The following is a 24,829-nucleotide window of genomic DNA, read 5'->3' as shown; positions in this document are numbered from 1 at the left end:
GTCTTCCTTGTCTGCCGACTGCTTTCCGGTCTGTGAGGTTCTCACCCCACCCAACGGATCCTAGGGGGCAGACATTCCCGGTGGTGCCGCCTGGCAGGCGTCAGGGCCGCTGTGTGTCAGCGCCGGGTGTAGGTGTGCCTGGTGAGCACGTCTCCCGGACCGCTGCCCTCGTCCCCTAGACAGGACCGGTCGACGAGATATGCGTCAACCCGCTTGGGGTCGTCCTCGTGCGGAAGGACGACGAGGTAGGCGGTGCCGCCCTTGTACGGGGCCTCCTCGTCGACGGCGAGGGGCGAATCCGTACGGTCGATGCCCGCGCGGACACAGGACGGAACGGAGGTGGCGCCACCCGCGAGCGGGGCGTCCCCCTGGCTCTCCTTCGTCTTGATGTCCCGTGACGGCGAGCCGCCGGTCCCCTCCGTGGATCCTCCGGTCTCGTTCTTCGCGAGTAGACCCTGGACATGCTTCTCGAGTGCGCTGCCAGCGGTGGCGCGTTCGCTCTCGTCGTGGCCGGACTCGGCGGTGGAGGGAGCGGAGCCGCTCATCGACTGCATGACGACACCACCGAGGCCCAGCGCGACGACCGCGCCCGCACCCACGAGGATCCCTGAGCGCCACCGGCGCACACGGCGGGCCGGCCGGTGCCGCCCCGGACCGCTGCCGCCGCCGGGGCGTCCGGCTGGACGGTCGGCGGCACGGCGGGAGGTGCCGGTTTCACGTGAAACGACGCCGGCGCCGTATCCGGCGGCCGTTTCCGTTGCGGGCCTCGCGTATCGGCCGCTGTCGTGAGCCTCGCCGGTTTCACGTGAAACCAGGGAGGCGTCGCTCTCCGAAGAGGAGAGCAGAGCTTCGGCGGCGAGGGCCGCGTCGATGCGTCCCGCGACGTCTGTGGGCATTCTGGCCGGACCTGGCAGCGCGCTGAGCGTCCCGCGGATCTCTTCCAGCGAAGCCAGTACATCCGCGCACAGTGCGCAGGACGCCAGATGCGTGTGGAGCGCCGACGAACGGTCGGGGGGCAGCAGTTCCTCGTTGAGCGCGGAGATCTCCGCGACGTCCGGATGGCCGTCGGTGCTGCGCGCGCCGGACGTGAAAGGAGTGGATGTCATGTGTGCTCTCCTCCTCCCTTCACCGCTCCGGGTCGCTGTGTGACGCCTTCCGCCGGTGGGACGGATGGCCCCCGGGTCCGGTTCCTTCCCCCGGGCTGCTGTGAGCTACCCCTCGCCTCCTCGTTCGGCCGAAGGTGTGTGACGAGGGGCAGCAGCCGGGCCCTTCCACGGGCGCAGCGGCTCTTCACGGTGCCCACTGCGATGCCGAGTACCTCTGCGGCCTCGGCGACGGGATAACCCTGCATGTCCACGAGTACGAGTGCCGCCCGCTGCTCGGCGGGAAGCTGGGAGAGCGCGGCCACGAGCTGGCGGTTGAGATCCCGGCGCTCTGCGGGAAGTGCGGCGGACTCCTCGGGCTCCAGCAGCAGATCCAGGCGCTCGTTGTCGTCGGTGAGCTGAGTGCGGCGGGAGGCGGCCTTGCGGGCACGGTCGAGGCACGCGTTCACGGTGATGCGATGCAGCCAGGTGGTGACGGCGGACTGGCCGCGGAAAGTGTGCGCCGCCCTGTAGGCGGAGATGAGAGCGTCCTGCACGGCGTCGGCGGCCTCCTCGCGGTCGCCGAGAGTGCGTATCGCCACCGCCCAGAGCCGGTCCCGGTGCCGGCGGACGAGCTCGCCGAAGGCTTCGGCGTCGCCTTCGACGTGCCGGGCGAGCAGCTCCCTGTCGTCCGGTGCGTCGGGCCCCCGGTCCTGAGCCGGGACAGGGGGCCGTCCGGATCTGTCGCCCGTGCCCGGGCCGCCTCGCCCGTGTCTTGGGCGGCGGCGCATTCGCTTGCCGCCGCTGTCGTCGCTCACCGTCGGACGCCTCCCGTCATCCTCGCCCGCCGGCCGTGCCGTGCGTCACTGTCGAGGGATCAGCTCTTTACCTGGATCTCTGTGATCCGGCCACGGTAGTTGCCGTCGTCCGAGAGCGGGAGCTCAGTGAGCCATACCAATACGTAACGAGTCTTGATCGGCTTCTTCGTCTTGAGGTTCAGATGCTTGCCCGTGCCGCCGCTGACCTTGCTGAATCCGTCGAGCGAGGTGGGCATCGCGGCGGTGTCTCCGGGAGCGGCGCGGAGATCGGCGGAGGTGGTGCCCATGAAGTCGACCTCGACCGAACTCACCGGCTGCGGCTTGCCGAGGTCGAGGACGAGCCCTGCACCAGGCTTGAGATTCCCGAAGTCGGGACGGCCGTAGTACTTCTGCGTCAGCCAGTAGGTGCCGTGGGATCCGTCGTAGGCGTCGGGGACCTTCCCCGGGTTCTCGCTGCCGTTCCCGCCGGGCGGCGGGTCGAAGTCCTTGGCGTCCACGATCTTCACGGGCTTTCCGGTGCCGCCGGTCTCGTCGTTGCCCTGCGTCTGGCCCGCGCCCTCCCCCGGGGAGTTGTCGCCCTTGAGGAGGGTGTCGGCGACCTGCCAGCTGCCCAGGCCGAGCGCGGCGATGAGCAGGGCGGAGACCCCCCACTTCAGGACCTTGCCCGTACGGCCCGGGAGCGCGGGAGGTGCCGGACGGTCGCCCGGGGATCCGTGGCCGCCCATGCCGGGGGCCGGCCGGGCGTGGGCACCGCCCTGTCCGTACGCGCCTTGCTGGTAGGTGGTGCGCTGATACGGGCCCGGTGCGCTGAAGCTGGGCTCCGGCGGCCGGATCCGCGGCAGCGCGGAGGAGGCCTTGGCCAGGTCCTCGGGAGTGGCGCAGGGCTGTTCCTGGCTGGAGGCGGTGGCGCCGTCGTTGACGAGTGCGCGCATCGCCAGCTGGGCGAGGCCACGGTGCACGCCGGCGCGCACCTGGTCGGGCGCGACGAGGGTGCGCTTGGCGAGCGATCCGACTCCCGTGAGCCCGTACGCGTCCTCCTCGTACGGCCAGCGCTGGGTCAGTGCCGCGTAGAGCAGGGCGCCGATTCCTTCGGTGTCGGTGCGCTGCGGGGTGTCGCTGCTGATGCCGCGCAGGGCGGCGTTCACGGCGAGCCCGCGGATGCGGTACTGGCCGGAACCCGTACGCAGCACCGTGCCCGGCGTCAGCCGCAGGTGGGCCAGCCCTTCGCGGTGTGCGGCGGCCATGGCCTGGGAGACCTGGGTGACGAGCTGATACGCGTCGTGCGGCTCCAGCGCGCCGGTGGCGAGGATGTCGCTGAGGGGAGTCGCGTCGGGGAGCCACTCATGGACGACGTAGACCAGATCGTGGTCCTCGACGGCGTCGAGGACCTGGACGAAGCGCGGGTCCCCGAGCAGGGCCGAAGACCGGGCGGCGGAGAGCACCGTACGGGCGCGGGGGTGGCCGGAGGGGAGGATGTGGACGCCGACGGCACGGCGCAGCTTCTCATCCACGGCACGCCAGCTGCTGAATCCGTCCAGACGGGTGACGCACTCCTCCAGACGATACCGCCGGGCCAGCTTGTGACCGCTGTGCAGCTCCGGAGGTTCGGGCGTCGCGGCGGGGCCGGGGGCCACGGCTTCCCGGGCCGGCCCCGTGGCCCCGGCGGTGCCGAGCTGCTGTGTCTGATCCTCCCGGACCGGGCTGTGGGCGGCCGCGGACGGCCCGTCCGCGAGGCTGCCGCCGCTCTGGTCGCCCGCGCTGCCGGGGCCGCCGGCAGGGCTTGTGCCGTCTGCTGTGCCGCTGTCGGCCAGGCCGCTGTCCTGGCTTCCGCCCGTCATGGCGGGGGCGTCAGATCTGGTGTCCTCCGGGGGCCGGTCGCTGCCGCTCTGTCCGTCCGTCGCGCTGTCGACGCTGGCCTTGTCCGCCCGGGCGGTGAGTGCTTCCTCGTCACCGCTGTTCTCAGCCACGCCGACGGCAGCTGTGCTCCGTTCCGCCACCGTCGTTCCTGCCTCCCCAGTTCATTGCAGCCACTCTGTGAAACAGCTCAACAATTGTGCCCACAGTCCGCCGCTATGCACGACACGCAGTGGCTGCGGATGGTTGTACGGTCAGCGCCCGAGGCGGGCACGCACCATACCGACCATGGCCGTCATCTCCTCGATCCGCATCCTCTTCGCGGCTAGGACGAAAACGACGGCCAATGCGATCCCTCCGGCGACCAGCGAAGCCAGTGAAGCGAGCGTTCCGCTCCCGAGAGCCACGGTGATGCCGTACACGGCGGCACCTGCGGCCACAGTGGCGGGTACGGCGGCACCGGCGAGCCTGATGTACGTACGCAGCACGTGCGCGGTGTCCAGGTCGCCGCCCAGCCGCAGACGTAGGCGCCGCCATGCGATACCGACGCCGACGACGTAGGCGAGGCCGTAGGAGGCTGCCATGCCGACGACGGCCCAGCGGGCGGGCAGCAGCAGGAAGCACGCGGACGAGGCCACGGCGTTGGCGACGGCGACGATGACGGTGTTGAAGAACGGCGTGCGGGTGTCCTCGTACGCGTAGAAGGCCCGCAGCACGACGTACTGCACCGAGAAGGGAATCAGGCCGACGCCGAACGCCATGAGCGCGTATCCCATGGAACGGGCCGCGTCGATGCCGGAAGGACCGTAGATCAGGGTGCACATCGGCACGCCGAGGGCCAGGAAGCCGAAGGCGATGGGGACGATGGCGACGGCGGAGTTGCGGAGCCCCTGGGAGATGTCGTCGCGGACGGCGCCGGTGTCGCCGTCGCTGGCGGCGCGGGAGAGGCGGGGCAGCAGGGCGGCCATCACGGAGACGGTGATGATGGCCTGCGGCATGTTCCAGATCAGCTGGGCCTGCGAGTAGGCGGTCCAGCCCGCTCCGGCGTGGCCCTCGGCCGCGGCCGACTTCTGCGCCCAGGTGGAGAGTTGGGTGACGACAAGGACCCCGGCCTGGTTCGCCAGGACGAACAGGACGGTCCACTTGGCGAGCTTCGCGGCCTTCCCGAGGCCGTGGCCGCGCCAGTCGAAGCGGGGCCGGATGCGGAAGCCGGTGGCGCGCAGGTACGGGATCATCGCCAGCGCCTGCACGACGAGCCCGAGCAAGGTGCCGATGCCCAGCAGCCGTACGCCCTCCGGCGGGATGTTGCCCACCGTCAGGCCGGAGTCGTCGGCGGAGCCGTAGACCCACAGGAAGGCGCCGACGGTGGCCATGATGACGATGTTGTTCAGGACCGGCGTCCACATCATGGCGCCGAACCGGCCGCGGGCGTTGAGGATCTGACCCATCACCACATGGATGCCCATGAAGAAGATGGACGGCAGGCAGTAGCGCACGAAGGTGACGGTGACCTCGTTCGCCTGGGGGTTCTCCGCGATCTGCACCGACATGAGCCGTACCAGCAGGGGAGCCGCGAGGACGGCGACGACGGTGAACGAGCCGAGGAGGACGGTGACGAGGGTCAGCAGGCGGTTCGCGTACGCCTCGCCCCCGTCGCCGTCCTCCTTCATGGCGCGGACGAGCTGCGGGACGAAGACGGAGTTCAGGCCGCCGCCGACGGTGAGGATGTACAGCATCGTCGGCAGCGTGATGGCCAGTTGGTAGGTGTCACCGAGGACCGCGGCGCCCATGGCTGCGACGACCATCGCGGAGCGGATGAAGCCCGTCAGGCGGGAGACCATCGTGCCCGCGGCCATGATGGCGCTGGAGCGCAGTAGTCCGCCGGCCCGGCCGCCGCCTCCGCCGCCCTTCGGCGGCGGGCCCTGGGCGGCCTCGTCCTGCACGGGCCCGGACGGCGCGTCGGGCTCAGGGGGCGGCGGCGTCACCTCGGCGCTCGCGGCGTGTGCGGCTTCGAATCCGGGGCCCGGGCCGGGGCGCGCGGTGGGCTGCTCGTCCGGGAGCGGCTGACGGCCCTCGTACGGACCGGACGCGGAAGCCTGCGGCTCATGTCCGGGTGTGCTCTCCGAGCGCGGCTGCGGCGGCGCCGCGGGCGTGCGGGCGGTGTTTGAGCGGCCCTGGTCGCGGAAGAGGTGGGCGAACGCGTCCTCGGTGCCGCGCCCTTCGCCTTCCGGCCGTGGCTGGGGCTGGGCCTGGGGACGGGACTGGGAACTCGGGTCCTCGCCGCCGGAGCGGTCGTCGCCGGAGCGGCTGAGCAGCCCGTCCAGGCCCGTGTACTGGACTGTCGCGGGGTCGTCACCGTAGGGCAGGTGCCGGGACGGGCCGTCCGGTTCGGGTGCGGGCGTGTGCGCCCAGCGGCGCGGGTCGGGTGCGTCGGGGCCCGGCTCGGGCTGCTCGTAGAGGGCCTGCGGGTCGGGCAGGGTGCCCGGGGGCGGCGGGGGATCGGCCGCGCGGTCCTGGATGGCTTCGCTCACCGGGTCCTTGGTGGCGGGGTCGCGGTCCTGGTACGGGTCGCGTGCGTAGGCGTCCCGTACGTACGGATCCTCCGACGGCTGTGAGCCGTCACCGGCGGCCTGGTCGCCCCGGTCACCGTCGTGCGGCGCATTCATCGCTGGCTACCCCTGCCCCTGCTCCCGAGCTGACTCAACGGTCCACTTTCTCACCCGCGTCGGGAAGGCTTCCGCTTCCCTTACCGGTGTCGGCACCGGCACCGGCGGGCTGGTCGGGCGCGGTGGGCTTGTCAGGCCCGTCGGACTCGTCGGACTCGTCGGTGCCGGCGGTCCCGACTGCGGTAGACGCCTGATCCGCCTTGTCCGGTTCTCCTGGCCCGGACGGCGCGTCCGGGCGCTCTCCGCCGTCGCCCTCCCCTGCGTCGTCAGTGCCGTCAGCGTCGTCAGCGCCGGGGCCCGAGTCGGAGTCTCCTGCGTCCTCGTCCGGCCCGGACGGGTCCTCACCGGGAGCCGTGCCGCCGTTCCGCTTCCGCGTCGTGTACATCCGTACTCCGGCGAGAACCACCAGCAGAACGCCGCCCGCGATCACGAGCAGCACCGTCGACGTGATCGAAGTGACGTTGACCTGGAAGACCATGCGCTTCCCGTAGGGCTTGCCGTCCTTCGTGTAGAGCTGTGCCTCCACGAACGCACGACCGTTGGCCTTGGAGGTCGTGGAGAACTTCACGGACTGGCTGTGCTCGCCGTCGATCTTGACGGCCTGCGGCTCACCGACGTCGAGTCCGATGCGGCGCCTGGACGTCAGACGCAGCTCGAGGTTCTCGACGCCCTGTACCAGGTTGTTCTGCACCGTCACGGGGATCGTGGCGCTGCGTCCGGAGAGGGTGATGGGCGACTTCTGGATGAGGCGGACCTCCTTGGTCAGCCCGACCAGGTAACTGCGCACCCCTTCCCGGTAGTTCGAGGCGCCTTCGGCGTCACCGCGCCAGGAGGTGGACTGTCCGCGTTCCACCGCGCTGCCGAACGGGGTGACCACGCGGTCCTCACGCGTCAGGATCTTCTCGAAGTCGCCGACGAGCCGCTTGGTGTTCTGCACGTGCCGGTACGCCTCGGTGGGCAGCTCCTGCTTGCGCAGCGAAGCCGGGTACTGGCTGCCGCTCGGCAGCCGGCCGTTCGCGCCCGGGTCGGGCTTGGCCTTGGCCGCCTCCGACAGGTCGCTGCCCTCGACCCAGCGGCCGTCCTTCTGCAGGGAGCTGAGCGCCAGTGCCATCGCCCGTGCCTGGGCGGCGCTCGGCGTCCGCTGCGGTGCTACGAGGATGTTGCGCTGCTTGTTCGGAACCTGGGCGGTGACGGCGTGGGTCTCGCCCAGGAAGCGCTGCACCGCCCTGGACGTGGCGCCCGGCCGCGTCATGTCGCCCTCGAAGGCCTCGGAGAGGCGGGCGTCGGCGACGAGGGCCGTATTGCCCCCTCCGATGGGGCGTGCGGAGGTCGGCGTGTAGGAGAGGGCCGTGTCCCGGAGGCTGTCGCTGCGAGCGATGACGTTGTGGGCACCGGCCGAGGTGGCCACGTCTACGACGCCCGGGTCGACGGCGCCCTCGACCGGCCACGCGTAGTCGGTGCTGGGCTTGGTGTGCAGGATCGACTCGACCGTCTTCCTGGCCCGCTTCGTGGCGGACTCGAGGTCGCCGAGCGCGCCCGGGACGTTCTTGCCCCGGTGGGCGAGCGAGGCCACATCCGGGTCGGCGAAGGGCAGGGTCGCGACCTCCTCACCCTTCACGGCGCCCTGCAGGTCCATGAGCCACTGCTTCGCGTACGCCTGTCCCTTCCCGGCGGCGGTGCCGCCGCCCTTCTTCTGCACGCGGTACCGCTCGGTCATCGCGTCGACCGAGGCGAGCAGGTCGGGGTCGATCATCCATGTGATCGGAAGGTCCTTGCCGAGGTTGACCATCTGCTGCAGACGGCCACCCGGAGCGAGTTCCTTGGCGAGGTCGTCGTTGCGGAAGACGGGGGTCTGTGCCTCGTCGGACTGCGTACGCGCGGTCAGATGGGAGGAGGAGATCAGCGGCCAGAGGTAGGCGAGGCCGGTCTTCTTCTCCGCGTCGGAGGTCTGCCAGGGCAGGAAGCTGCGCTCGATACCGAGGATCTGGTCGTACGGGCGCTCCCGCGTCTGCCCGGTGAGCGTGACGCCCAGCTGGTACACGCCGGAGGAGTCCATCTTGAGCGCGCTGACGGGCAGCTTGAGTTTGAAGGAGCGGCGGATACCGGGGCGCATGCTGCCGACGTCGGTCGTCGCGCGCTTCGCCTCGACCTCCTTGCCGTCGGCGCCCGGCAGATAGTCCTTGCGGCCGGCGTTCTGCTCCAGCGCGCTGCGGCTGCTCTCGCCGGGGCCGATGCGGAGACCGATGCGGCCGTCGCTGATCGACGAGCGTCCGTTGTTGGTGACGGTGCCGGTGATGCTGAGCGTGTCACCTTTCTGCGGGGTCGCGGGCGAGAGCGTGTTGACGGAGATGTCGGCGGTCTGGGAGCCGGTGCCCCTGCGGCCCGTGGCGGCGGACGCCTGCGAGCGTGCGTGGCTCACCGCGGCGGCCTGGGCGTCGGCGGGGGCGCCAGCGGCGGCCGGAGCGCTCGCGGTGTCCGATGCGGCAGCGGCAGGGGGCAGCAGGCCGCCGATGAGGGGCCCGGTGGTGAGCAGTACGGCGGCCGTACCTCGCAGCAACCGGCGGGCGGGAGCGGTCGGGGTGCCCTGGTTCTCAGCCGCCTCGGCCACGCGCTCGTCCGTCCTCGTGTCGTCGTGGATGCGTCTCGCTCGTCTGATGGTAACGATGCCCTGAGAAGGCACGTGCCGCGGTGTGCGTCACATGATCGCCCGGCGTTGGGACCAGGCGCAGGGCAGGGCTTGGGGGTGGCAACGTACCCTGTGCTGTCGTGCCGAACGCCAATGATGACATCCAGCAGACGCCGCCCGCCCCTCCCGCCAAGGAGCAGCTCAACGCGGCGCAGCGCCGAGCGGTGAGCGAGCTGCTGCGGGTCTCCCCCGTCGCCGACGATCTGGCCCGGCGCTTCCAGGACGCCGGATTCCGGCTGGCACTGGTCGGCGGTTCGGTACGGGACGCGCTTCTGGGACGGCTCGGCAACGATCTGGATTTCACCACCGACGCACACCCCGAGGACGTGCTGCGGATCGTCCGGCCCTGGGCTGACGCCGTCTGGGAGGTGGGTATCGCCTTCGGAACGGTGGGCTGCCAGAAGAAGGCCGACGACGGGGGAGAGACGCGCACCTTCCAGGTGGAGGTCACCACCTACCGGTCCGAGGCCTACGACCGCACTTCGCGCAAGCCGGAGGTGTCCTACGGAGACTCCGTCGAGGAGGACCTCGTCCGCCGTGATTTCACGGTGAACGCCATGGCGGTGGCGCTGCCGGAGAAACACTTCATCGATCCGCACGGCGGCCTGGAGGATCTGGCCCGCCGCATCCTCCGCACTCCCGGGGCCCCGGAGACTTCGTTCTCCGACGATCCGCTGCGGATGATGCGGGCGGCGCGCTTCGCGGCTCAGCTCGACTTCTCCGTGGCCGACGACGTGCTCGCGGCGATGAAGGCGATGGCAGGCCGGCTCGGGATCGTCTCCGCGGAGCGCGTACGGGACGAGTTGAACAAGCTGCTGCTCTCCCCCCGGCCGGTGAAGGGCATCAGGCTGCTCGCCGAGACCGGGCTCGCCGAGCAGGTGCTGCCCGAGATTCCCGCGCTGAGGCTGGAGCGGGACGAGCACCACCGCCACAAGGACGTCTACGAGCACTCGCTGACCGTCCTGCAGCAGGCCATCGACCTCGAGGAGAACGGCCCCGATCTGACGCTGCGGCTGGCCGCTCTGCTGCACGACATCGGCAAGCCGAGGACGCGGCGGTTCGAACCCGACGGGCGGGTCTCCTTCCATCACCACGAGGTGGTGGGCGCGAAGATGACGAAGAAGCGCATGACCGTGCTCAAGTACTCCAACGAGCTGGTGAAGGACGTCTCCCGGCTGGTGGAGCTGCATCTGCGCTTCCACGGTTACGGCACCGGCGAGTGGACCGATTCCGCGGTACGCCGGTACGTGCGGGACGCGGGACCGCTGCTGCCCCGGCTCCACAAGCTCACGCGTGCGGACTGCACGACGCGCAACAAGCGCAAGGCGAGTGCGCTCTCGCGGGCGTACGACGGCCTGGAGGAGCGGATCGCCCGGCTTCAGGAGCAGGAGGAACTGGATGCCATCCGCCCGGACCTCGACGGCAACGAGATCATGACCATCCTCGGCGTGAAGCCCGGACCGGTGGTGGGCAAGGCGTACAGGCACCTGCTGGAACTCCGGCTGGAGAACGGCCCGATGGACCGCGACGACGCGGTCGCCGCCCTCAAGGAATGGTGGGCCGCGCAGGGCCCCGAGCCGGGGTCAGAGCGCACCCGGCGGTGAGGAGGGCGGCGCCGTTGACGAGAGCTCGCTCCGGCCCGACTGCGTGCGTTTCACGTGAAACATCAGCCAGGCGACTCCCGCGTACACCACGGCGACCCCGAGGACGAGCGCGACCGAGCGCCCGTCCGGCGGGAGTATCAGCGCCGCCACTCCGGCGGCACCCACGAAGGCGACGTTGAAGAGCATGTCGTAGAGGGAGAACACCCGGCCCCGGTAGGCGTCGTCCACCGTCGACTGCACGGCGGTGTCAGCGGTGATCTTCGACCCCTGTGTGACGAGTCCGAGCACGAACGCGGCGAGCAGGATCGGCAGCGGCGCGAAACTCAGCCCGAGCGGTGGCTCCAGGACGGCCGCCCCCGCCGCGCACAGTGCGAGCCACCCGAAGCGGCCCGCTCGTCCCACTCCCCAGGGAGTGATGACGGCCGCCGCGAAGTAGCCGAGCCCGGACGCCGCCACCGCCAGCCCGAGCAGCTTCAGACCGGCACCCACGTCCACGGCTTCGACCGCGTCTCCCACTCTTCCGTCGGTGCCCCAGGCGTAGCGGCAGAGCATCAGCACCATCACCGTCAGAGCGCCGTAGCAGAATCGCATCAGGGTCATCGCGGCGAGCGCGTATGCGGCTACGTGCCGTTGGCGGAGGTGCCGCAGGCCGTCGGCCAGGCCACGCGTGGTGGTCGCCAGCGTCGTCAGCAGCCGCAGCTGTACGCGCGCGGCGCCGGGGTCGGGTCCGAGCCGGTCCCGTCCCATGCGCAGGGCGGCGGCACCGGCGAGCAGGTAGACCACGGCCCCGGCCAGCACCACCCACGCATTGGCTCCGCGCCCGCCGTCGGGGAAGGCGAGCCGGATGGCGAAGGCGATGCCGCCGCCGGCCGTTGCGGCGAGCGTTCCGGCAGTCGGGGAGAGGGAGTTGGCCATGACGAGACGGGGGTCGTCCACGACGCGCGGCAGAGCGGCCGACAGCCCCGCGAGGATGAAGCGGTTCACCGCGGTGACCGAGAGGGCCGAGAGATAGAACAGCCACGCGGGAACGGCGCCCAGTACCAGGGCCGCTGTGCCGGCGGCGAGCACCGCGCGAAGGAGGTTCCCGTAGAGAAGGACCTGCCGTCTGCGCCAACGGTCCAGCAGCACGCCCGCGAAGGGTCCGAGGAGTGAGTACGGGAGCAGCAGTACGGCCATCGCCGAGGCGATGGCCGCCGGCGAGGTCTCGTTCTCGGGGGAGAAGACGACATAGGCCGCGAGTGCTACCTGATAGATGCCGTCGGCGAGTTGGGAGAGCAGACGCACCGCCAGGAGTCGCCGGAAGTCGGGGAAGCGCATCAGGGTGCGGAGATCTCCGACGACACTCATGGCCCCAGCTTCACACACGCGGGGAGGGGTGCGCGCCTCGGCGACGGGAGGGGCGACGGCGAACGGGCGGGGACCCGAGGTGCCAGCCAGGCCTTGGCGTTTCACGTGAAACAAGGAGCCGGAAGAACCGTGAGGCCGATGGGCCCGTGTGCTCGTGAGCCTGGCCCCTCGCCCCAACCCCTCGTTCCGCGGCCCGTCGGCCTTCCGTGGCTAGCGGGCCTCGGTGCCCCAGTGCACCGGTGTCTCGCCGAACGGCGCGGGGCTCGCGTGTGCGGCCCTCCGCCTTGCGGCACCCAGCGTGAAGACGTCCGGTGCCCGGTCCAGTACACCGCCCCCGGGGTCGTCGGACCCGCTCCGGCGGACGACGTCCCGCTCCGGCATCAGCGCATCCCGTACCACCACGGCGCACAGGTAGAGCGTGCCGAGCAGATGGATGGCGATTACCAGCTGGTAACCCTCGGTCGGGAGGCCCTGGTGCTTGTCCCCGCTGCCCGTGTACGCGAGGTAGAGCCAGATGCCCAGGAAGTAGACGACCTCGCACGACTGCCAGATCAGGACGTCCCGCCACTTGGGGCGGGCGAGCGCCACGAGCGGGATGAGCCACAGGACGTACTGCGGCGAGTAGACCTTGTTGGTCAGGATGAAGAGCGCCACCACCAGCAGCACCAGCGGCGCCAGGCGTGGCCGGCGCGGCGCACGCAGCGCGAGCACGGCGATGCCCGCGCAGCCGAGCGCCATCAGCGCCGTCGCGTACATGTTGGCGTCCGGCAGGGGATCGCCGGTCCGCTGGGAGATGATCAGCCAGATCGACCCGAAGTCGACGGGCCGCTCCTCGCTGAAGCTGTAGAACTGCGACCAGCCCTGGGGCGCGAGGAGCATCACGGGGAGGTTGACGCACAGCCAGGAGACGGCCGCGCCGCCCAGCGCCGTCCCGTACGGGCGCAGGCGCCCCGCGCGCCAGCACAGCAGCAGCAGCGGACCCAGCAGCAGCACCGGGTACAGCTTGGCGGCCGTGGCCAGCCCGATGAGCACACCCGCGGCGAGGGGGCGGCTGCGGGACCACATCAGCATTGCCGCAGCCGTGAGCGCGACCGCCAGCAGGTCCCAGTTGATGGTGGCCGTCAGCGCGAGAGCGGGCGCGAGAGCGACGAACAGGCCGTCCCAGGGGCGGTTGCGGTGGGTGCGGGCGACGCAGACGAGGAGGACGGCAGCGCAGACCATCAGCATGCCGGAGTTGACCATCCAGTAGAGCTGCTCGCGCTGCTGGAGGCCGTCGCCGGGCGTCATCCAGGACGCGACCTCCATGAACACGCCCGTCAGCACCGGGTATTCGAGGTAGGTCATGCCGCCCGAGATGCGGTCGGGGATGCGGTCGAAGTACGGGACGAGGCCGTCGGCGAAGCCCCGCCCGGCGAAGAGATGCGGGATGTCGGAATAGCACGCGTGTACGTATTGGCTGGTCTGGCCGGAGAACCAGGCACCGTTGAAGCAGGGCGCCTTCTGCACCATGCCCAGCACGAACATGCCCAGACCCAGCAGTGCCACCACCCGCACCGGAGTCCACCAGCCGCCCGCTCCCGTTGCGGCCCGGCGGCCCACCGGCCCTCCGATCAGTTCGCTGCCGGCTGCGGCGACCTCGTCCTGCTCCGTCGGATGCACGAGGGCGCTGTTCCGGTCGGGGAGGTCCTGGAGGTGGGCAGGCGTCATGGGCACATCCTGCCGTACGGGCCCGGACGCCAGCAGCCCCGTCACGGTGTGACCCGTGACGGGGCTGCGAGGTGCCGAGGTGAGGCTTCCGGCTGGTCCGGCTAGTCCCTTTCGCGGCTTCCGGTCGGCCCGCCGAACAGGCCGCCTTGGTCCCCGCCGGTGTTTCCTCCGGCGTCACCGCCGGTGTCACCGCCGGTGTCCCCACCGGTGTTCCCGCCGTTGACCTGGCCCTGATCGGTACCGCCGTCCTGGCCCTGGTCGTTGCCGGCGGTCTGGCCCTGGTCGTTGCAGACGAACGGGTTGTCACACGTGCCCGAGGGCGACGGCGACTGCGACGGAGACTGCGACGGGTTCTGCGACGGGTCCTGCGAGGGAGTGTCGCTCGGGCTCGGTGTCGGGGACGGGCTGGCGCCGACACCGAAGACCGGCTCGCCGATCGGTTCCGGGGTCGGGAAGGGCTTGGCGGCCGTGCCGGCCAGGGCGCCCGTCATGTACTTCGTCCAGATCTCCGCGGGGAAGGACGCACCGTGGATGGACTCCTGGCCGCCCACGCCGTACATCTTCTGGAACTTCTGCACCTTGGCCTTGTCGTTGACGCGCCACATGCCGATCGACGTCGACAGCTGCGGCGTGTAGCCGGAGAACCAGGCCGACTTGTTGTCGTCCGTCGTGCCGGTCTTGCCCGCCGCGGGGCGGCCCAGTCCCTGCGCCGCCTTGCCGGTGCCGTCCTGGACGACCGTCTCCAGCATGTTGGTGACGTTGTCGGCGACGCGGGCCTCGAAGGCGCTCTTGACCTGCTTCTGGTGCGTGTAGACGTCCTCGCCGTCCTTCTCGACCCGCTTGACGGAGTACGGCTCGGACCTCATGCCGCTGCTGGCGAAGGTTCCGTATGCGTTGGCCATGCGGATCGCGCTCGGGGCGGAGGTGCCCAGCGAGAAGGTCGGCGTGGTGCGGGCGAGACTGTCCTCATTGAGGCCCGCGTCGATGGCGGCCTTCTTGACCTTGTCGACACCGACATCCATGCCGAGCTGGATGAAGGGCGTGTTGACCGATTCCTTCATGGCCTCACGCAGGTTGATCCGGCCCATGCTCTGGTTGCCGTCGTTGCGCTGACGCCACTCCTTGCCTTCCTCGTTCTGCCAGATGGTGCGGTCGTAGTTGCGCAGCTTGATCTTGTTGTCGCCGTTGTAGAAGGTCTTGTTGGGCGACACCTGCTTGCGCGCCTCGGTGTCCTGGACCTCCGGGCCGCTCGGGTTGCGTACGCCGTCGCGCATCGCAGAGGCGAGAACGAACGGCTTGAACGTGGAACCGACCTGGACACCGGTGTAGTCGGCGTTGTTCCGGAAGTGCGTGGTGGCGTCCGCGCCGCCGTACATCGCGACGATCGCGCCGTCGTTCGGCTTCACCGAAGCGCCGCCGAACTGCACGTACTTGTCGACCTCGCGCTCCTTGGGGTCGATGTTCGCCTCGCGCACCTTCTTCACCGCGGCGGCCATCTCAGCCATCTTCTTCTTGTCGAAGGTGGTGTGGATGCGCAGGCCGCCCTGCTTGAGCTCGCGGTCGGAGATGTCGCTGTTGGCCGTGATGTAGTTGTTGACGACGTCGACCATGTAGCCCTTCTGGCCCTTGAGTTCGGTCGACTTCTTCGGCTCCTTGGGCATCGGGAACTTCGTGTACTCGGCGCGCTTCTCCTTGGACAGCCGGCCCGTCTTCACTTCACGGTCGAGCGTCCAGCTCCAACGGTCCTGGGCGCGCTCGAGGTTCTTCTCCTTCGTGGCCGCCGAACCGATGCCGCCCGCAGGGTCGTACAGGTTCGGGCCGTTGAGCGTCGCGGAGAGGAACGCGGACTCGCTCGCGGTGAGGTCCTTGGCGTCCTTGCGGTAGTACGCCTGGGCCGCGGCCTGGATGCCGTACGCGCCGCGCCCGTAGTAGCCGGTGTTCAGGTAGCCCTGGAGGATCTTCTGCTTCTTCTCCGTCGCACCGACCTTGATGGAGATGAACAGTTCCTTGACCTTGCGCGTGATGGTCTGCGACTGGTCGAGGTAGGTGTTCTTCACGTACTGCTGGGTGATCGTCGAGCCGGACTGGGTGTCACCGCCGAGCGCCATCCGCCCCACCGCGCGCACGATGCCGACGGGGTCGACGCCCGGGTCCTCGTAGAACGACTCGTTCTCCGCCGCGATGACGGCGTTCTGCATCGACTTGGGGATCTGGGCGAGCGGCACGATCTGCCGGTTCTGGTCACCGCCGCCTGCGACGACCATCTGCTTGCCGTTGGCCCAGTAGTAGACGTTCTTCTGCTGCTGGGTCGCCTCGATCTCGTTGGGGACCCCCACCATCGCCAGCGCGATGCCGGAGAGCCCGATGATCAGCCCGAGGAAGCCGGCGAAGGAGCCGGCGACGAGCTTCCACGACGGGACCCAGCGGCGCACCCCGGTCTTGTTCCAGCGCGGGTAGTCGATGAACCTCTTTCTGGGAGGCGGCTGGAAGCGCCCGCCGCCCCTGCCGTACGGCCCTCCGGCGCCGCCCGCGCGCCGGCCGCCGCCGCCCAGGCCGCCGGCGGCCATCCCGGCTCCGGCTGCGGCGCCCGCGCCGGCTGCCCGGCGGCGTCCGCCGCTGCCGCCTCCGCGCGGTGCCGCTCTCCGGGCGTCGGCGCGCCCGCCGTACGAGCTTGAAGCGCCCCCCCTGGGCGGCGGGGCGGAACGGCGGCCGGTGCCGGACGACGGCTGCGGCTGCGCTGCGCGCCGGCCGCGCCCCTGTGGCGGCTTTCGACGGTGCTCGCTCATGGAACAGCTACTCCTCGGGCAGGCGCTCGCGCCTGAAGGTGGCAGTTGACGTCTGGTCCCCCCGAGCGCGGCCTGCGGACGCTCGGTCTGCCGGTCGCACTGCACCCAGGACGATGACGCGCGCGGGCGTCGTCTGGTTCCCGGTGGTGGTCTGCACGCGCACAGACTACGCAGATCCAAAACACCCGTCGTCGGGCATTCATCTCAATCGAGGCAAGTTGCCTCCAACTAATAAGAGATGTGAGTCCCTTCACCCACCGCGCACTTGTCGCTCCGTGAACCTCGTTCTATCGTTCTGATGTATCGCGCCGATACATCGGCACGACACAAGTACGAAACCGGGGCGGGGAGTCGAGAGGGGCGGTGCGGAATGAGCCGGCGCTCGGGGATCCTTGAGTTCGCCGTACTCGGCCTGCTCCGCGAATCGCCCATGCACGGTTATGAGCTGCGAAAACGGCTCAACACCTCGCTGGGAGTCTTCCGCGCCTTCAGTTACGGGTCGCTCTACCCATGCCTCAAGACCCTTGTGGAGCGCGGGTGGTTGACCGAGGAGCACGAGACGGCCGCCCCGCCCCCGGAGAGCGAGCACCAGGACCGGCAGGCCTCGCTGACCGGACGCCGGGCAAAAATCGTCTACAAGCTCACGGCGGCCGGAAAAGAACATTTCGAGGAGCTTCTTTCACACACCGGACCGGACGCGTGGGAAGACGAACACTTCGGTGTCCGTTTCGCCTTTTTCGGGCAGACCTCGCGGGACGTGCGGATGCGCGTGCTCGAGGGACGCCGCAGCCGCCTGGAGGAGCGGCTCGCGAAGATGCGCGCCTCCCTCGCCCGTACACGCGAACGGCTTGACGACTACACCCTCGAACTGCAGCGCCACGGAATGGAATCCGTAGAGCGCGAAGTCCGCTGGCTCACCGAACTCATCGAGACCGAGCGGACCGGGCGCGACCGGGAGGCGGGCGACGACCCCGGGCCTCCGCCGCGCCGGCCAGGAGACGCGGGAGGCCGGCCCCGGCACAGGGGTGGCACCCCGCCGGATCCGTCCGAGGACACCGCATGAGGCCCCGTACGAACGCGGCCTCACCGACCAGAAACAGGGAGCAACCGGAATGGGTTCGGTTCGTGTAGCCATCGCAGGCGTGGGCAACTGCGCCGCCTCGCTCGTGCAGGGCGTCGAGTACTACAAGGACGCCGACCCGGGCAGCAAGGTGCCGGGCCTGATGCACGTCCAGTTCGGCGAATACCACGTGCGTGACGTGGAGTTCGTGGCCGCCTTCGACGTCGACGGCAAGAAGGTCGGCCTCGACCTTGCGGACGCCATCGGCGCGAGCGAGAACAACACCATCAGCATCTGCGACGTGCCGCCCTCGGGCGTGAGCGTGCAGCGCGGGCACACGCTCGACGGGCTCGGCAGGTACTACCGGGAGACCATCGAGGAGTCCGACGCCGCGCCCGTCGACGTCGTACGCGCCCTGCGGGACGCCCAGGCCGACGTCCTGGTCTGCTATCTGCCCGTGGGCTCCCAGGAGGCCGTCGAGTTCTACGCCCAGTGCGCGGTCGACGCGGGCGTCGCCTTCGTCAACGCGCTGCCCGTCTTCATCGCCGGTACGAAGGAGTGGGCGGACAAGTTCACCGAGGCCGGCGTGCCGGTCGTCGGCGACGACATCAAGTCCCAGGTGGGCGCCACGATCACGCACCGCGTGATGGCCAGGCTCTTCGAGGACCGCGGCGTCATCCTCGACCGCACCATGCAGCTGAACGTCGGCGGCAACATGGACTTCAAGAACATGCTGGAGCGCGAACGCCTGGAGTCGAAGAAGATCTCCAAGACGCAGGCCGTCACCTCCCAGATCCGCGACCGCGAACTGGGCGCCGACAACGTGCACATCGGCCCGTCCGACTACGTCGCCTGGCTCGACGACCGCAAGTGGGCCTATGTGCGGCTGGAGGGGCGCGCGTTCGGCGACGTACCGCTCAACCTCGAGTACAAGCTGGAGGTCTGGGACTCGCCCAACTCCGCCGGCGTCATCATCGACGCGCTGCGCGCCGCGAAGATCGCGATGGACCGGGGCATCGGCGGGCCGATCCTCTCGGCCTCCTCGTACTTCATGAAGTCGCCGCCCGTGCAGTACTACGACGACGAGGCGCGGGAGCTCGTGCAGGCGTTCATCGACGGCAAGACGGAGCGCTAGCGGCGGGCCTCGCCGGGTGCCCCCGGTGCCCTCTGGGGCACCGGGGCGGTTCTCACCGTTGCGGCGGGGAGGGGTCGCGCCCGGCTGGTGGTGGGTGGGGAACGGAAGAAATGCGCCGACCACGTGCGACGCGGCTCGCTCAGAGATCGTTTCCGCTGGTTCCCGGCCCTTGCCCACGCCGCAGACGTCCTGTTGGGGGTCACGCCTGGGGCATGCGCAGCGCGTTCATCCATAGCCGGGTGAGGGTCTCGACCACGGTCTCGAAGGGCAGAGGCTGATCGGCGGCGAATGTCACGTACGCGAGACGGCTGACCATCGCGCTGAGCGCCCGGGCGGTGACCGCCGGGTCGAGCTCCGGATCGGCGAGCCCCGCCGCCTGGAGCCGCGTGATCGCTGCGGCGCTGCGGTCGATGAACGCCTGCGACCGCTGAAGCCGCAGCCGCAGAAACCGGCGGTTCACGGCGGCGGCCTGTTCCATGGCGGCCATCAGTGCCGCGTTGCGGCGGTAGGACTCCAGATAGGCCCGGTTGGCTGCTTCGACACCAGGCCGCAGCTCGGTGCCGCCGCCGTCGCTGACTCCCGGGTGCAGCATCTCGTCCTGCAGTTCCGCGAGGACGGCGGCGAAGACATCGTCCTTGGAGGCGAAGTGGGTGTAGAAGCTGCCGGTGGCGACGCCCGCCTCGGCCGCTATGTCGACGATCCGGGAGTCCAGGTAGCCGTCTCGTTCAAAGATCCGCCGAGCGCCCTCGACCAGGGTGTCTCGGGTGCGGATCCCACGCGCGGTGCGCCGGGGGGCTGAGGCGTCGGGCGGGACGGGCTCGGCAGGCTGCATGCCCGCATACTAGTCACCATTGAATCCGAATCCGGATTCAAGTAAGTTCCCCGTCCATGGACGCCACTGCCATACCGGACGGCTGGAACCTGGTCGTCGGACGCACTGACCTCTCGACCGCGGAGTTGACCGCGGCGCCGGTCCCGGAGGTGCGGGACGGTGAGGCGCTGCTGCGGGTCGACCGGGTCGGCCTCACCGCCAACAACGTCACCTACGCAGCGCTCGGGGACTCCTTCCGCTATTGGGAGTTCTTCCCGACCCGTGCAGGCTGGGGCATCGTTCCCCTCTGGGGCTTCGCAAGGGTCGTCGCCTCCGGGGTCGACGGCATCGAGCCCGGGAGCCGCTTCTACGGCTACCTGCCATCGGGGAGCCACCTGTTGGTGCGCCCGGGCCGGGTGGACGAGCGCGGCTTCCGGGATGCAAGCCCTCACCGCGCGACGCTGCCGACGCCCTACAACGCCTACACGCTCACCACAGGCGACCTCGCGTACGAAGCCGACCGCGAAGACCTGCAGATCCTCTACCGCCCGCTGTTCTGGACCTCCTTCATGCTGGCGGACTGGCTAGTCGACAACACATGGCTGGGTGCCCGCACCGTCGTCCTGTCGTCCGCGTCGAGCAAGACCGCCTATGGCGCGGCATTCCTGCTCCAGGGGCAGGGATGCGAGGTGGTGGGCCTGACGTCGCGGCGCAATGTGGACTTCACCGAGAGCCTCGGCTGCTACGACCAAGTGCTCGCCTACGAGGACGTCCCCCGGCTCTCCCCCTCGCAGCCCGCCGTATACGCCGACTTCGCCGGCGACGAAGGCCTGACCGCCACACTGCGCACCCACCTCGGCGATGCCCTGGTGCACCACGTGGTGGTCGGCGTCACCAACCAGCAGCCCGGCCCCGCCGGCACCCTGGCCGACACCGGACCGGGCATGTTCTTCGCACCCGACCAGATGCGCAAGCGCGTCGCCGACTGGGGACGCGAAGGGCTGAACCGCCGCTTCGCCGACGCCTGGCGGAGATTCGCCCCTGTCGTCGAACAGTGGGTCGACGTCGTTCACAGCCACGGCCCTTCGGCCCTGGAGAAGGTCTGGCACGAGGTCCAGTCCGGACAGACCGCCCCGCGCACCGGTCATGTCGTCGTCCTCTGACGACGACCGACAGGTCCTCCGCAGTGACCGACTCGGAGCTCCGTGGCGGCAGCCACCGCGCGTGGGGCGGGTCGTCGGGGCGAACGCCCGCCATGCGTACGGGTGCTGACGGCTGACGGCTGACAGCCGTCAGCCCGGCCGGGTCAGCGGTCGACCGTGCGGTCCACCATCGTCGTCGTGTGCCGCAGCTGGGCCGCCAGTTCCTCGCCCACCTTCGGCTCTGCCGCTTCCGCCGGCACGAACAGGATCGACATCTGCATGTGCGGCGGCTCGGCGAACCACCGCTGCTTGCCGCCCCACAGGAACGGCGAGAGGTTCCGGTTCACCGTCGCCAGCCCCGCACGCGCAACCCCCTTCGCACGGGACGTCATCCCCTGCAGCGCCTTCGGCGACTCCAGCCCCACGCCGTGCGACGTGCCGCCGGCGACGACCACGAGCCATCCGTCGCCCGGCGCCTTCTGCTGCCGGTAGCCGAAGCGGTCGCCCTTGACCACCTTCGTCACGTCCAGGATCGAGCCCCGGTACTCGGTGGCCGTGTGGTCGCCCAGCCACAGCCGCGTACCGATGCGCGCCCTGAAGTTCGTGCGGGGGAACTGCTGTTGGAGCCGGGCGAACTCCTCGGGGCCGAGGTGGGAGACGAACATCGTGTCCAGCGGCAGCCGTGCCGCGCGCAGCCGGTCCATCCAGCCGATGACTTCCTCGACCGCGTCCGAACCGTCCGTACGGTCCAGCGGCAGATGGATCGCGAAGCCCTCCAGCCGCACCTCGTCGATCGCGGCGTGCAGCTTCGGCAGGTCCTCCTCGGTGACCCCGTGCCGCTTCATGCTGCTCATGACCTCGATGACGACGCGCGCGCCCCGCATCAGGCCGACGCCCTCGACCGAGGAGACCGAGCGGATCGCGCGGTCGGGCAGGGGCACCGGCTCCTCGTCCTTGCGGAACGGGGTGAGCACGAGCAGGTCGCCGCCGAAGAAGTCCTTCATGCGGGCGGCCTCGTAGGTCGTGCCGACAGCGAGGATGTCGCTGCCGAAACGCGTGGCTTCGTCGGCCAGTCGCTCATGGCCGAAGCCGTAGCCGTTGCCCTTGCAGACCGGGACGAGGCCCGGGTACTGCTGGATCACCGACTGCTGGTGCGCCCGCCAGCGATCGGTATCGACGTAGAGGGTGAGCGCCATGGCCGGTAGGGAACCTTTCTTCCGTCTCTCGTCTCAGGTCTGTTTCGTGCCCTCTGCCGGGACGCTGACGGCGCGGCGGGCCGCGCCGTCAGCGTCGCGACATGTAGATGTCGAGCGCCTTGTGCAGCAGCTTATTGAGCGGGAAGTCCCACTCGCCGAGATACTCGGCGGCCTCTCCCCCGGTGCCCACCTTGAACTGGATCAGCCCGAAGAGGTGGTCGGACTCGTCCAGCGAATCGCTGATGCCGCGAAGGTCGTAGACGCTCGCCCCCAGGGCGTACGCATCCTGGAGCATGCGCCACTGCATCGCGTTCGACGGCCGCACCTCACGCTTGTGGTTGGCCGACGCTCCGTACGAGTACCACACATGGCCGCCCACGATCAGCATCGTGGCGGCAGCGATCCGCTCGCCCTCGTGCTCCGCGAAGTACAGCCGCATCCGGTTCGGGTCCTCGGCGTTGAGGACCTTCCACATGCGTTCGAAGTAAGACCTGGGCCGCGGACGGAACTTGTCGCGCTCGGCGGTGATCTCGTACAGCCGCTGCCAGTCGTCCAGATCCTGCAGCCCGCCCTGTACGACCTCGACGCCCGCCTTGTCGGCCTTCTTGATGTTGCGCCGCCACAGCTGGTTGAAGCCCTTGTGGACCTCCTCCAGCGACCGTCCCTCCAGCGGCACTTGGAACACGTAACGGGGCTGTACGTCGCCGAAGCCGGCGCCGCCGTCCTCGCCCTGCTGCCAGCCCATCCGGCGCAGCCTGTCCGCGACTTCGAAGGCGTGCGGCTCGATGTGCGTCGCCTGAACGTCGCGCAGCCGCTTCACATCCGGGTCCTGGATGCCGCGCTTGATCGCGGGAGCGTCCCAGCGGCGGATCACCACCGGCGGGCCCATCTTCACCGAGAAGGCGCCCTGTTGCTTCAGATGCGCCAGCATCGGCCGCAGCCAGTCCTCCAGACCGGGCGAGAACCAGTCGATGACCGGCCCCTCCGGCAGATACGCCAGATACCGCTTGACCTTCGGAAGCTGCCGGTAGAGCACCAGACCCGCACCGACGAGTTCACCGTCCCTGTCGAACCAGCCCAGGTTCTCCGAGCGCCACTCGCCCTTCACATCGGCCCAGGCGGGCACCTGGCAGTGACTGGCCGAAGGCAGGCCGCGGATGTACGCCAGATGCTGCTCACGGCTGATGGTCCTCAGGGTCAGGCTCATGCGGGACGCTCCTCCGGGCGCAGGTGGGTGACTCGCCGGGAAGCCTACTGTGCGCATGGGGGGCTCACGTCCCGCCGCCGGGCTTCTCACGCTCCGCAGCGGGAGGCGGCCTCTCACGCTCCGCAGCGGGAGCCGGCGCCGACAGCGAGCAGGACCTGCACACCGCGTCCACCGTCTCCGGCGCCGGCGCGGTCGTACGTACGAAGAGCCAGGCGGTGGCCGCCGCCACGGCCAGCAGCCCCGCGCACGTCAGCATCGCGCCGTGGAAGGCCGCGTCGACGTCGGCGGGCGACCGGTACTCGTCGCCGGAGAGGCCGACGACCGTCGGGATGGCCGCCACCGAGACCAGCCCGCCCGTACGTGCCGCTGCGTTGTTGATCCCGCTCGCGGTGCCCGCCCTGTCCACGTCCACGGAGTCCAGCACGGTCGCCGTGAGCGGAGCCACGAGGAGCGTCATGCCTGCGCCGAGCCCGATCCCCGCGGGCAGCACATCGGCGAAGTACGACGCGCCGGGACCGATCCTGAGCATGAGCAGCACCCCCACGGCCGCCAGCACAGGCCCCGCGGTCAGCGGCACGTGCGGCCCGATGCGCTGGCCCAGACGCGCCGCCCGGCTGGAGAAGGCGAGCATCAGCAGCGTCAGCGGCAGCAGCGCGAGCCCGGCCACCAGCGGCGAGAATCCCGCGGTGGTCTGCAGCTGCAGTACAAGGAAGAAGGACACCGCCCCCAGCGCACCGTAGATGAGCACCGTCACGACGTTCGTGTACGAGAACAGCCGGACCTTGAAGAGCCCGAGCGGCACCATCGGGCGCGGCGAGCGCCGCTCCGTCACGACGAACGCCGCACCGAGGAGCACCGACGCCGCACCCGTCACGAGCGCGGCGAAGGGCTGTGCCGAGGCAGAGGTCAGCGCATATGTGAGGGAGCAGAGCGACAGTGCCGCCAGCACCGCCCCCGGAATGTCGAAGCGGCCGCTCGCGGCCTCGTCCCGGTTCTCCGGCACGTGCCGTACGGCGACGAGCACCGTGAGCGCGGCGAACGGAAGGTTGATCAGGAACACCCAGCGCCAGCCCGGCCCGCCGGCCAGCCACCCGCCGAGCAGAGGCCCCACGGCCCCGGCCACCCCGCCCAGGCCGGCCCACGTTCCAACGGCCGCCGCCCGGTCCTGGGGACGGAAGACCGCCTGGATGATCGCGAGCGATCCCGGTGTCAGCAGCGCACCGCCCACTCCCTGCAGGCCCCGGGCGCCGACCAGCAGCGGCGCACTCGGAGCGAGCCCGCACATCGCGGACGCCACGGCGAACCAGAGCACTCCGACGACGAAGATCCGCCGGCGCCCGTACCGGTCGCCGAGGGAGCCGCCCAGCAGGATCAGCCCGGCGAGCGTCAGCAGGTATGCGTTCACCACCCACTGCAGTCCCGCGAGATCAGAGTCCAGATCGGCGCCGATCCGGGGCAGTGCCACGTTCACGGCCGTACCGTCCAGCAGCACCATGCTCGAACCGAGGACCGTCGCGAACAGCACCAGGCGACCGGTGGCCCCGGACAGGGTCACCTCACCGGCGCGCGGAGCGTCCTTGGCGTCCATGGCATCCATCCTGATGCCCGGGGCCGGGACCGGCACTGCCGCGAACGCGCGTACGCGGGTTCCGGCCGGGTTCGCGCCGGCCCTTCAGCGGCCGCCGTGCCCGGGCTCCGTACGGGGTCGCCGTGCGCGGGCTCCGTGCG

16 protein-coding genes are annotated in these 24,829 nt (G+C 70.2%); 4 read left to right on the top strand and 12 right to left on the bottom strand.

What is annotated here, in order from left to right; all coding sequences use genetic code 11:
* Positions 1 to 116 precede the first annotated feature (116 nt).
* From ACSMXX_RS15320 to ACSMXX_RS15300, 5 genes are all read right to left on the bottom strand, one after another.
* Positions 117 to 1,106: a hypothetical protein gene (locus ACSMXX_RS15320; RefSeq protein ID WP_473179260.1), complete on the bottom strand. Its 990-nt coding sequence runs from the start codon at positions 1,104 to 1,106 to the stop codon at positions 117 to 119.
* Positions 1,103 to 1,900 (bottom strand): RNA polymerase sigma factor SigM, encoded by a 798-nt coding sequence (gene sigM / locus ACSMXX_RS15315; RefSeq protein ID WP_473179259.1) that lies wholly within the window; start codon positions 1,898 to 1,900, stop codon positions 1,103 to 1,105. The genes ACSMXX_RS15320 and sigM overlap by 4 nt, the downstream gene beginning before the upstream one ends.
* A 59-nt stretch (positions 1,901 to 1,959) precedes the next feature.
* On the bottom strand, positions 1,960 to 3,897 hold the full coding sequence (locus ACSMXX_RS15310) for a protein kinase family protein (RefSeq protein ID WP_473179258.1): 1,938 nt from the start codon (positions 3,895 to 3,897) through the stop codon (positions 1,960 to 1,962).
* Between the two features lie 111 nt (positions 3,898 to 4,008).
* A complete protein-coding gene (gene murJ, locus ACSMXX_RS15305) occupies positions 4,009 to 6,420 on the bottom strand; it encodes a murein biosynthesis integral membrane protein MurJ (RefSeq protein ID WP_473184577.1) in 2,412 nt (803 codons plus the stop codon).
* Positions 6,421 to 6,454: 34 nt separating this feature from the next.
* Positions 6,455 to 9,028, bottom strand: coding sequence for a DUF6049 family protein (locus tag ACSMXX_RS15300; protein WP_473184576.1), 2,574 nt, complete (start codon positions 9,026 to 9,028; stop codon positions 6,455 to 6,457).
* A 158-nt stretch (positions 9,029 to 9,186) separates the two neighbouring features.
* On the opposite strand from ACSMXX_RS15300, the gene ACSMXX_RS15295 reads away from it, so the two are divergent.
* Positions 9,187 to 10,710: a CCA tRNA nucleotidyltransferase gene (locus tag ACSMXX_RS15295; protein WP_473184575.1), complete on the top strand. Its 1,524-nt coding sequence runs from the start codon at positions 9,187 to 9,189 to the stop codon at positions 10,708 to 10,710.
* Here ACSMXX_RS15295 and ACSMXX_RS15290 read toward each other — a convergent pair.
* The 3 genes from ACSMXX_RS15290 to ACSMXX_RS15280 all read right to left on the bottom strand — a co-directional run bounded on the left by ACSMXX_RS15290 (position 10,690) and on the right by ACSMXX_RS15280 (position 16,550).
* A complete protein-coding gene (locus tag ACSMXX_RS15290) occupies positions 10,690 to 12,057 on the bottom strand; it encodes an MFS transporter (protein ID WP_473184574.1) in 1,368 nt (455 codons plus the stop codon). The two genes, ACSMXX_RS15295 and ACSMXX_RS15290, sit on opposite strands and share 21 nt — an antisense overlap.
* A gap of 210 nt (positions 12,058 to 12,267) precedes the next feature.
* Entirely contained in the window at positions 12,268 to 13,764 is a 1,497-nt protein-coding gene (locus ACSMXX_RS15285) for a glycosyltransferase family 87 protein (protein ID WP_473184573.1), read from the bottom strand.
* 101 nt (positions 13,765 to 13,865) lie between these two features.
* Positions 13,866 to 16,550, bottom strand: a complete 2,685-nt coding sequence (locus ACSMXX_RS15280) for a transglycosylase domain-containing protein (RefSeq protein ID WP_473184572.1) — start codon at positions 16,548 to 16,550, stop codon at positions 13,866 to 13,868.
* Between the two features lie 370 nt (positions 16,551 to 16,920).
* On the opposite strand from ACSMXX_RS15280, the gene ACSMXX_RS15275 reads away from it, so the two are divergent.
* Both ACSMXX_RS15275 and ACSMXX_RS15270 read left to right on the top strand, forming a co-directional pair.
* On the top strand, positions 16,921 to 17,613 hold the full coding sequence (locus ACSMXX_RS15275) for a PadR family transcriptional regulator (RefSeq protein ID WP_473184571.1): 693 nt from the start codon (positions 16,921 to 16,923) through the stop codon (positions 17,611 to 17,613).
* A 49-nt stretch (positions 17,614 to 17,662) separates the two neighbouring features.
* A complete protein-coding gene (locus tag ACSMXX_RS15270) occupies positions 17,663 to 18,745 on the top strand; it encodes an inositol-3-phosphate synthase (protein ID WP_473184570.1) in 1,083 nt (360 codons plus the stop codon).
* A gap of 199 nt (positions 18,746 to 18,944) precedes the next feature.
* Here ACSMXX_RS15270 and ACSMXX_RS15265 read toward each other — a convergent pair whose 3' ends face one another.
* Complete coding sequence (locus ACSMXX_RS15265; RefSeq protein ID WP_473184569.1) at positions 18,945 to 19,577, bottom strand: TetR/AcrR family transcriptional regulator; 633 nt, start codon at positions 19,575 to 19,577, stop codon at positions 18,945 to 18,947.
* Between the two features lie 56 nt (positions 19,578 to 19,633).
* Here ACSMXX_RS15265 and ACSMXX_RS15260 point away from each other — a divergent pair, with 56 nt between their 5' ends.
* Positions 19,634 to 20,719: a DUF2855 family protein gene (locus ACSMXX_RS15260; protein WP_473184568.1), complete on the top strand. Its 1,086-nt coding sequence runs from the start codon at positions 19,634 to 19,636 to the stop codon at positions 20,717 to 20,719.
* A gap of 143 nt (positions 20,720 to 20,862) precedes the next feature.
* On the opposite strand, the gene ACSMXX_RS15255 is transcribed toward ACSMXX_RS15260, so the two are convergent.
* From ACSMXX_RS15255 to ACSMXX_RS15245, 3 genes are all read right to left on the bottom strand, one after another.
* A complete protein-coding gene (locus ACSMXX_RS15255; protein WP_473184567.1) occupies positions 20,863 to 21,894 on the bottom strand; it encodes an alanine racemase in 1,032 nt (343 codons plus the stop codon).
* Positions 21,895 to 21,982: 88 nt separating this feature from the next.
* Positions 21,983 to 23,101, bottom strand: coding sequence for a lipid II:glycine glycyltransferase FemX (locus ACSMXX_RS15250; RefSeq protein ID WP_473184566.1), 1,119 nt, complete (start codon positions 23,099 to 23,101; stop codon positions 21,983 to 21,985).
* A 64-nt stretch (positions 23,102 to 23,165) separates the two neighbouring features.
* Positions 23,166 to 24,698 carry an MFS transporter gene (locus tag ACSMXX_RS15245; protein WP_473184565.1) on the bottom strand — a complete coding sequence of 511 codons (1,533 nt, stop codon included), beginning with the start codon at positions 24,696 to 24,698 and terminating at the stop codon, positions 23,166 to 23,168.
* Between the last annotated feature and the right edge of the window lie 131 nt (positions 24,699 to 24,829).

The sequence above is a fragment of the Streptomyces sp. DSM 116795 genome (assembly GCF_055792905.1).
This window is presented reverse-complemented; position numbering and strand designations above follow the sequence as displayed.

Coding starts and splice junctions, on each gene's coding strand:
- ACSMXX_RS15320 (WP_473179260.1), bottom strand. CDS start 1,106: ATGACATCCACTCCTTTCACGTCCGGCGCGCGCAGCACCGACGGCCAT.
- murJ (WP_473184577.1), bottom strand. CDS start 6,420: ATGAATGCGCCGCACGACGGTGACCGGGGCGACCAGGCCGCCGGTGAC.
- ACSMXX_RS15290 (WP_473184574.1), bottom strand. CDS start 12,057: ATGAGTGTCGTCGGAGATCTCCGCACCCTGATGCGCTTCCCCGACTTC.
- ACSMXX_RS15285 (WP_473184573.1), bottom strand. CDS start 13,764: ATGACGCCTGCCCACCTCCAGGACCTCCCCGACCGGAACAGCGCCCTC.
- ACSMXX_RS15280 (WP_473184572.1), bottom strand. CDS start 16,550: ATGAGCGAGCACCGTCGAAAGCCGCCACAGGGGCGCGGCCGGCGCGCA.
- ACSMXX_RS15275 (WP_473184571.1), top strand. CDS start 16,921: ATGAGCCGGCGCTCGGGGATCCTTGAGTTCGCCGTACTCGGCCTGCTC.
- ACSMXX_RS15270 (WP_473184570.1), top strand. CDS start 17,663: ATGGGTTCGGTTCGTGTAGCCATCGCAGGCGTGGGCAACTGCGCCGCC.
- ACSMXX_RS15265 (WP_473184569.1), bottom strand. CDS start 19,577: ATGCAGCCTGCCGAGCCCGTCCCGCCCGACGCCTCAGCCCCCCGGCGC.
- ACSMXX_RS15260 (WP_473184568.1), top strand. CDS start 19,634: ATGGACGCCACTGCCATACCGGACGGCTGGAACCTGGTCGTCGGACGC.
- ACSMXX_RS15255 (WP_473184567.1), bottom strand. CDS start 21,894: ATGGCGCTCACCCTCTACGTCGATACCGATCGCTGGCGGGCGCACCAG.
- ACSMXX_RS15250 (WP_473184566.1), bottom strand. CDS start 23,101: ATGAGCCTGACCCTGAGGACCATCAGCCGTGAGCAGCATCTGGCGTAC.
- ACSMXX_RS15245 (WP_473184565.1), bottom strand. CDS start 24,698: ATGGATGCCATGGACGCCAAGGACGCTCCGCGCGCCGGTGAGGTGACC.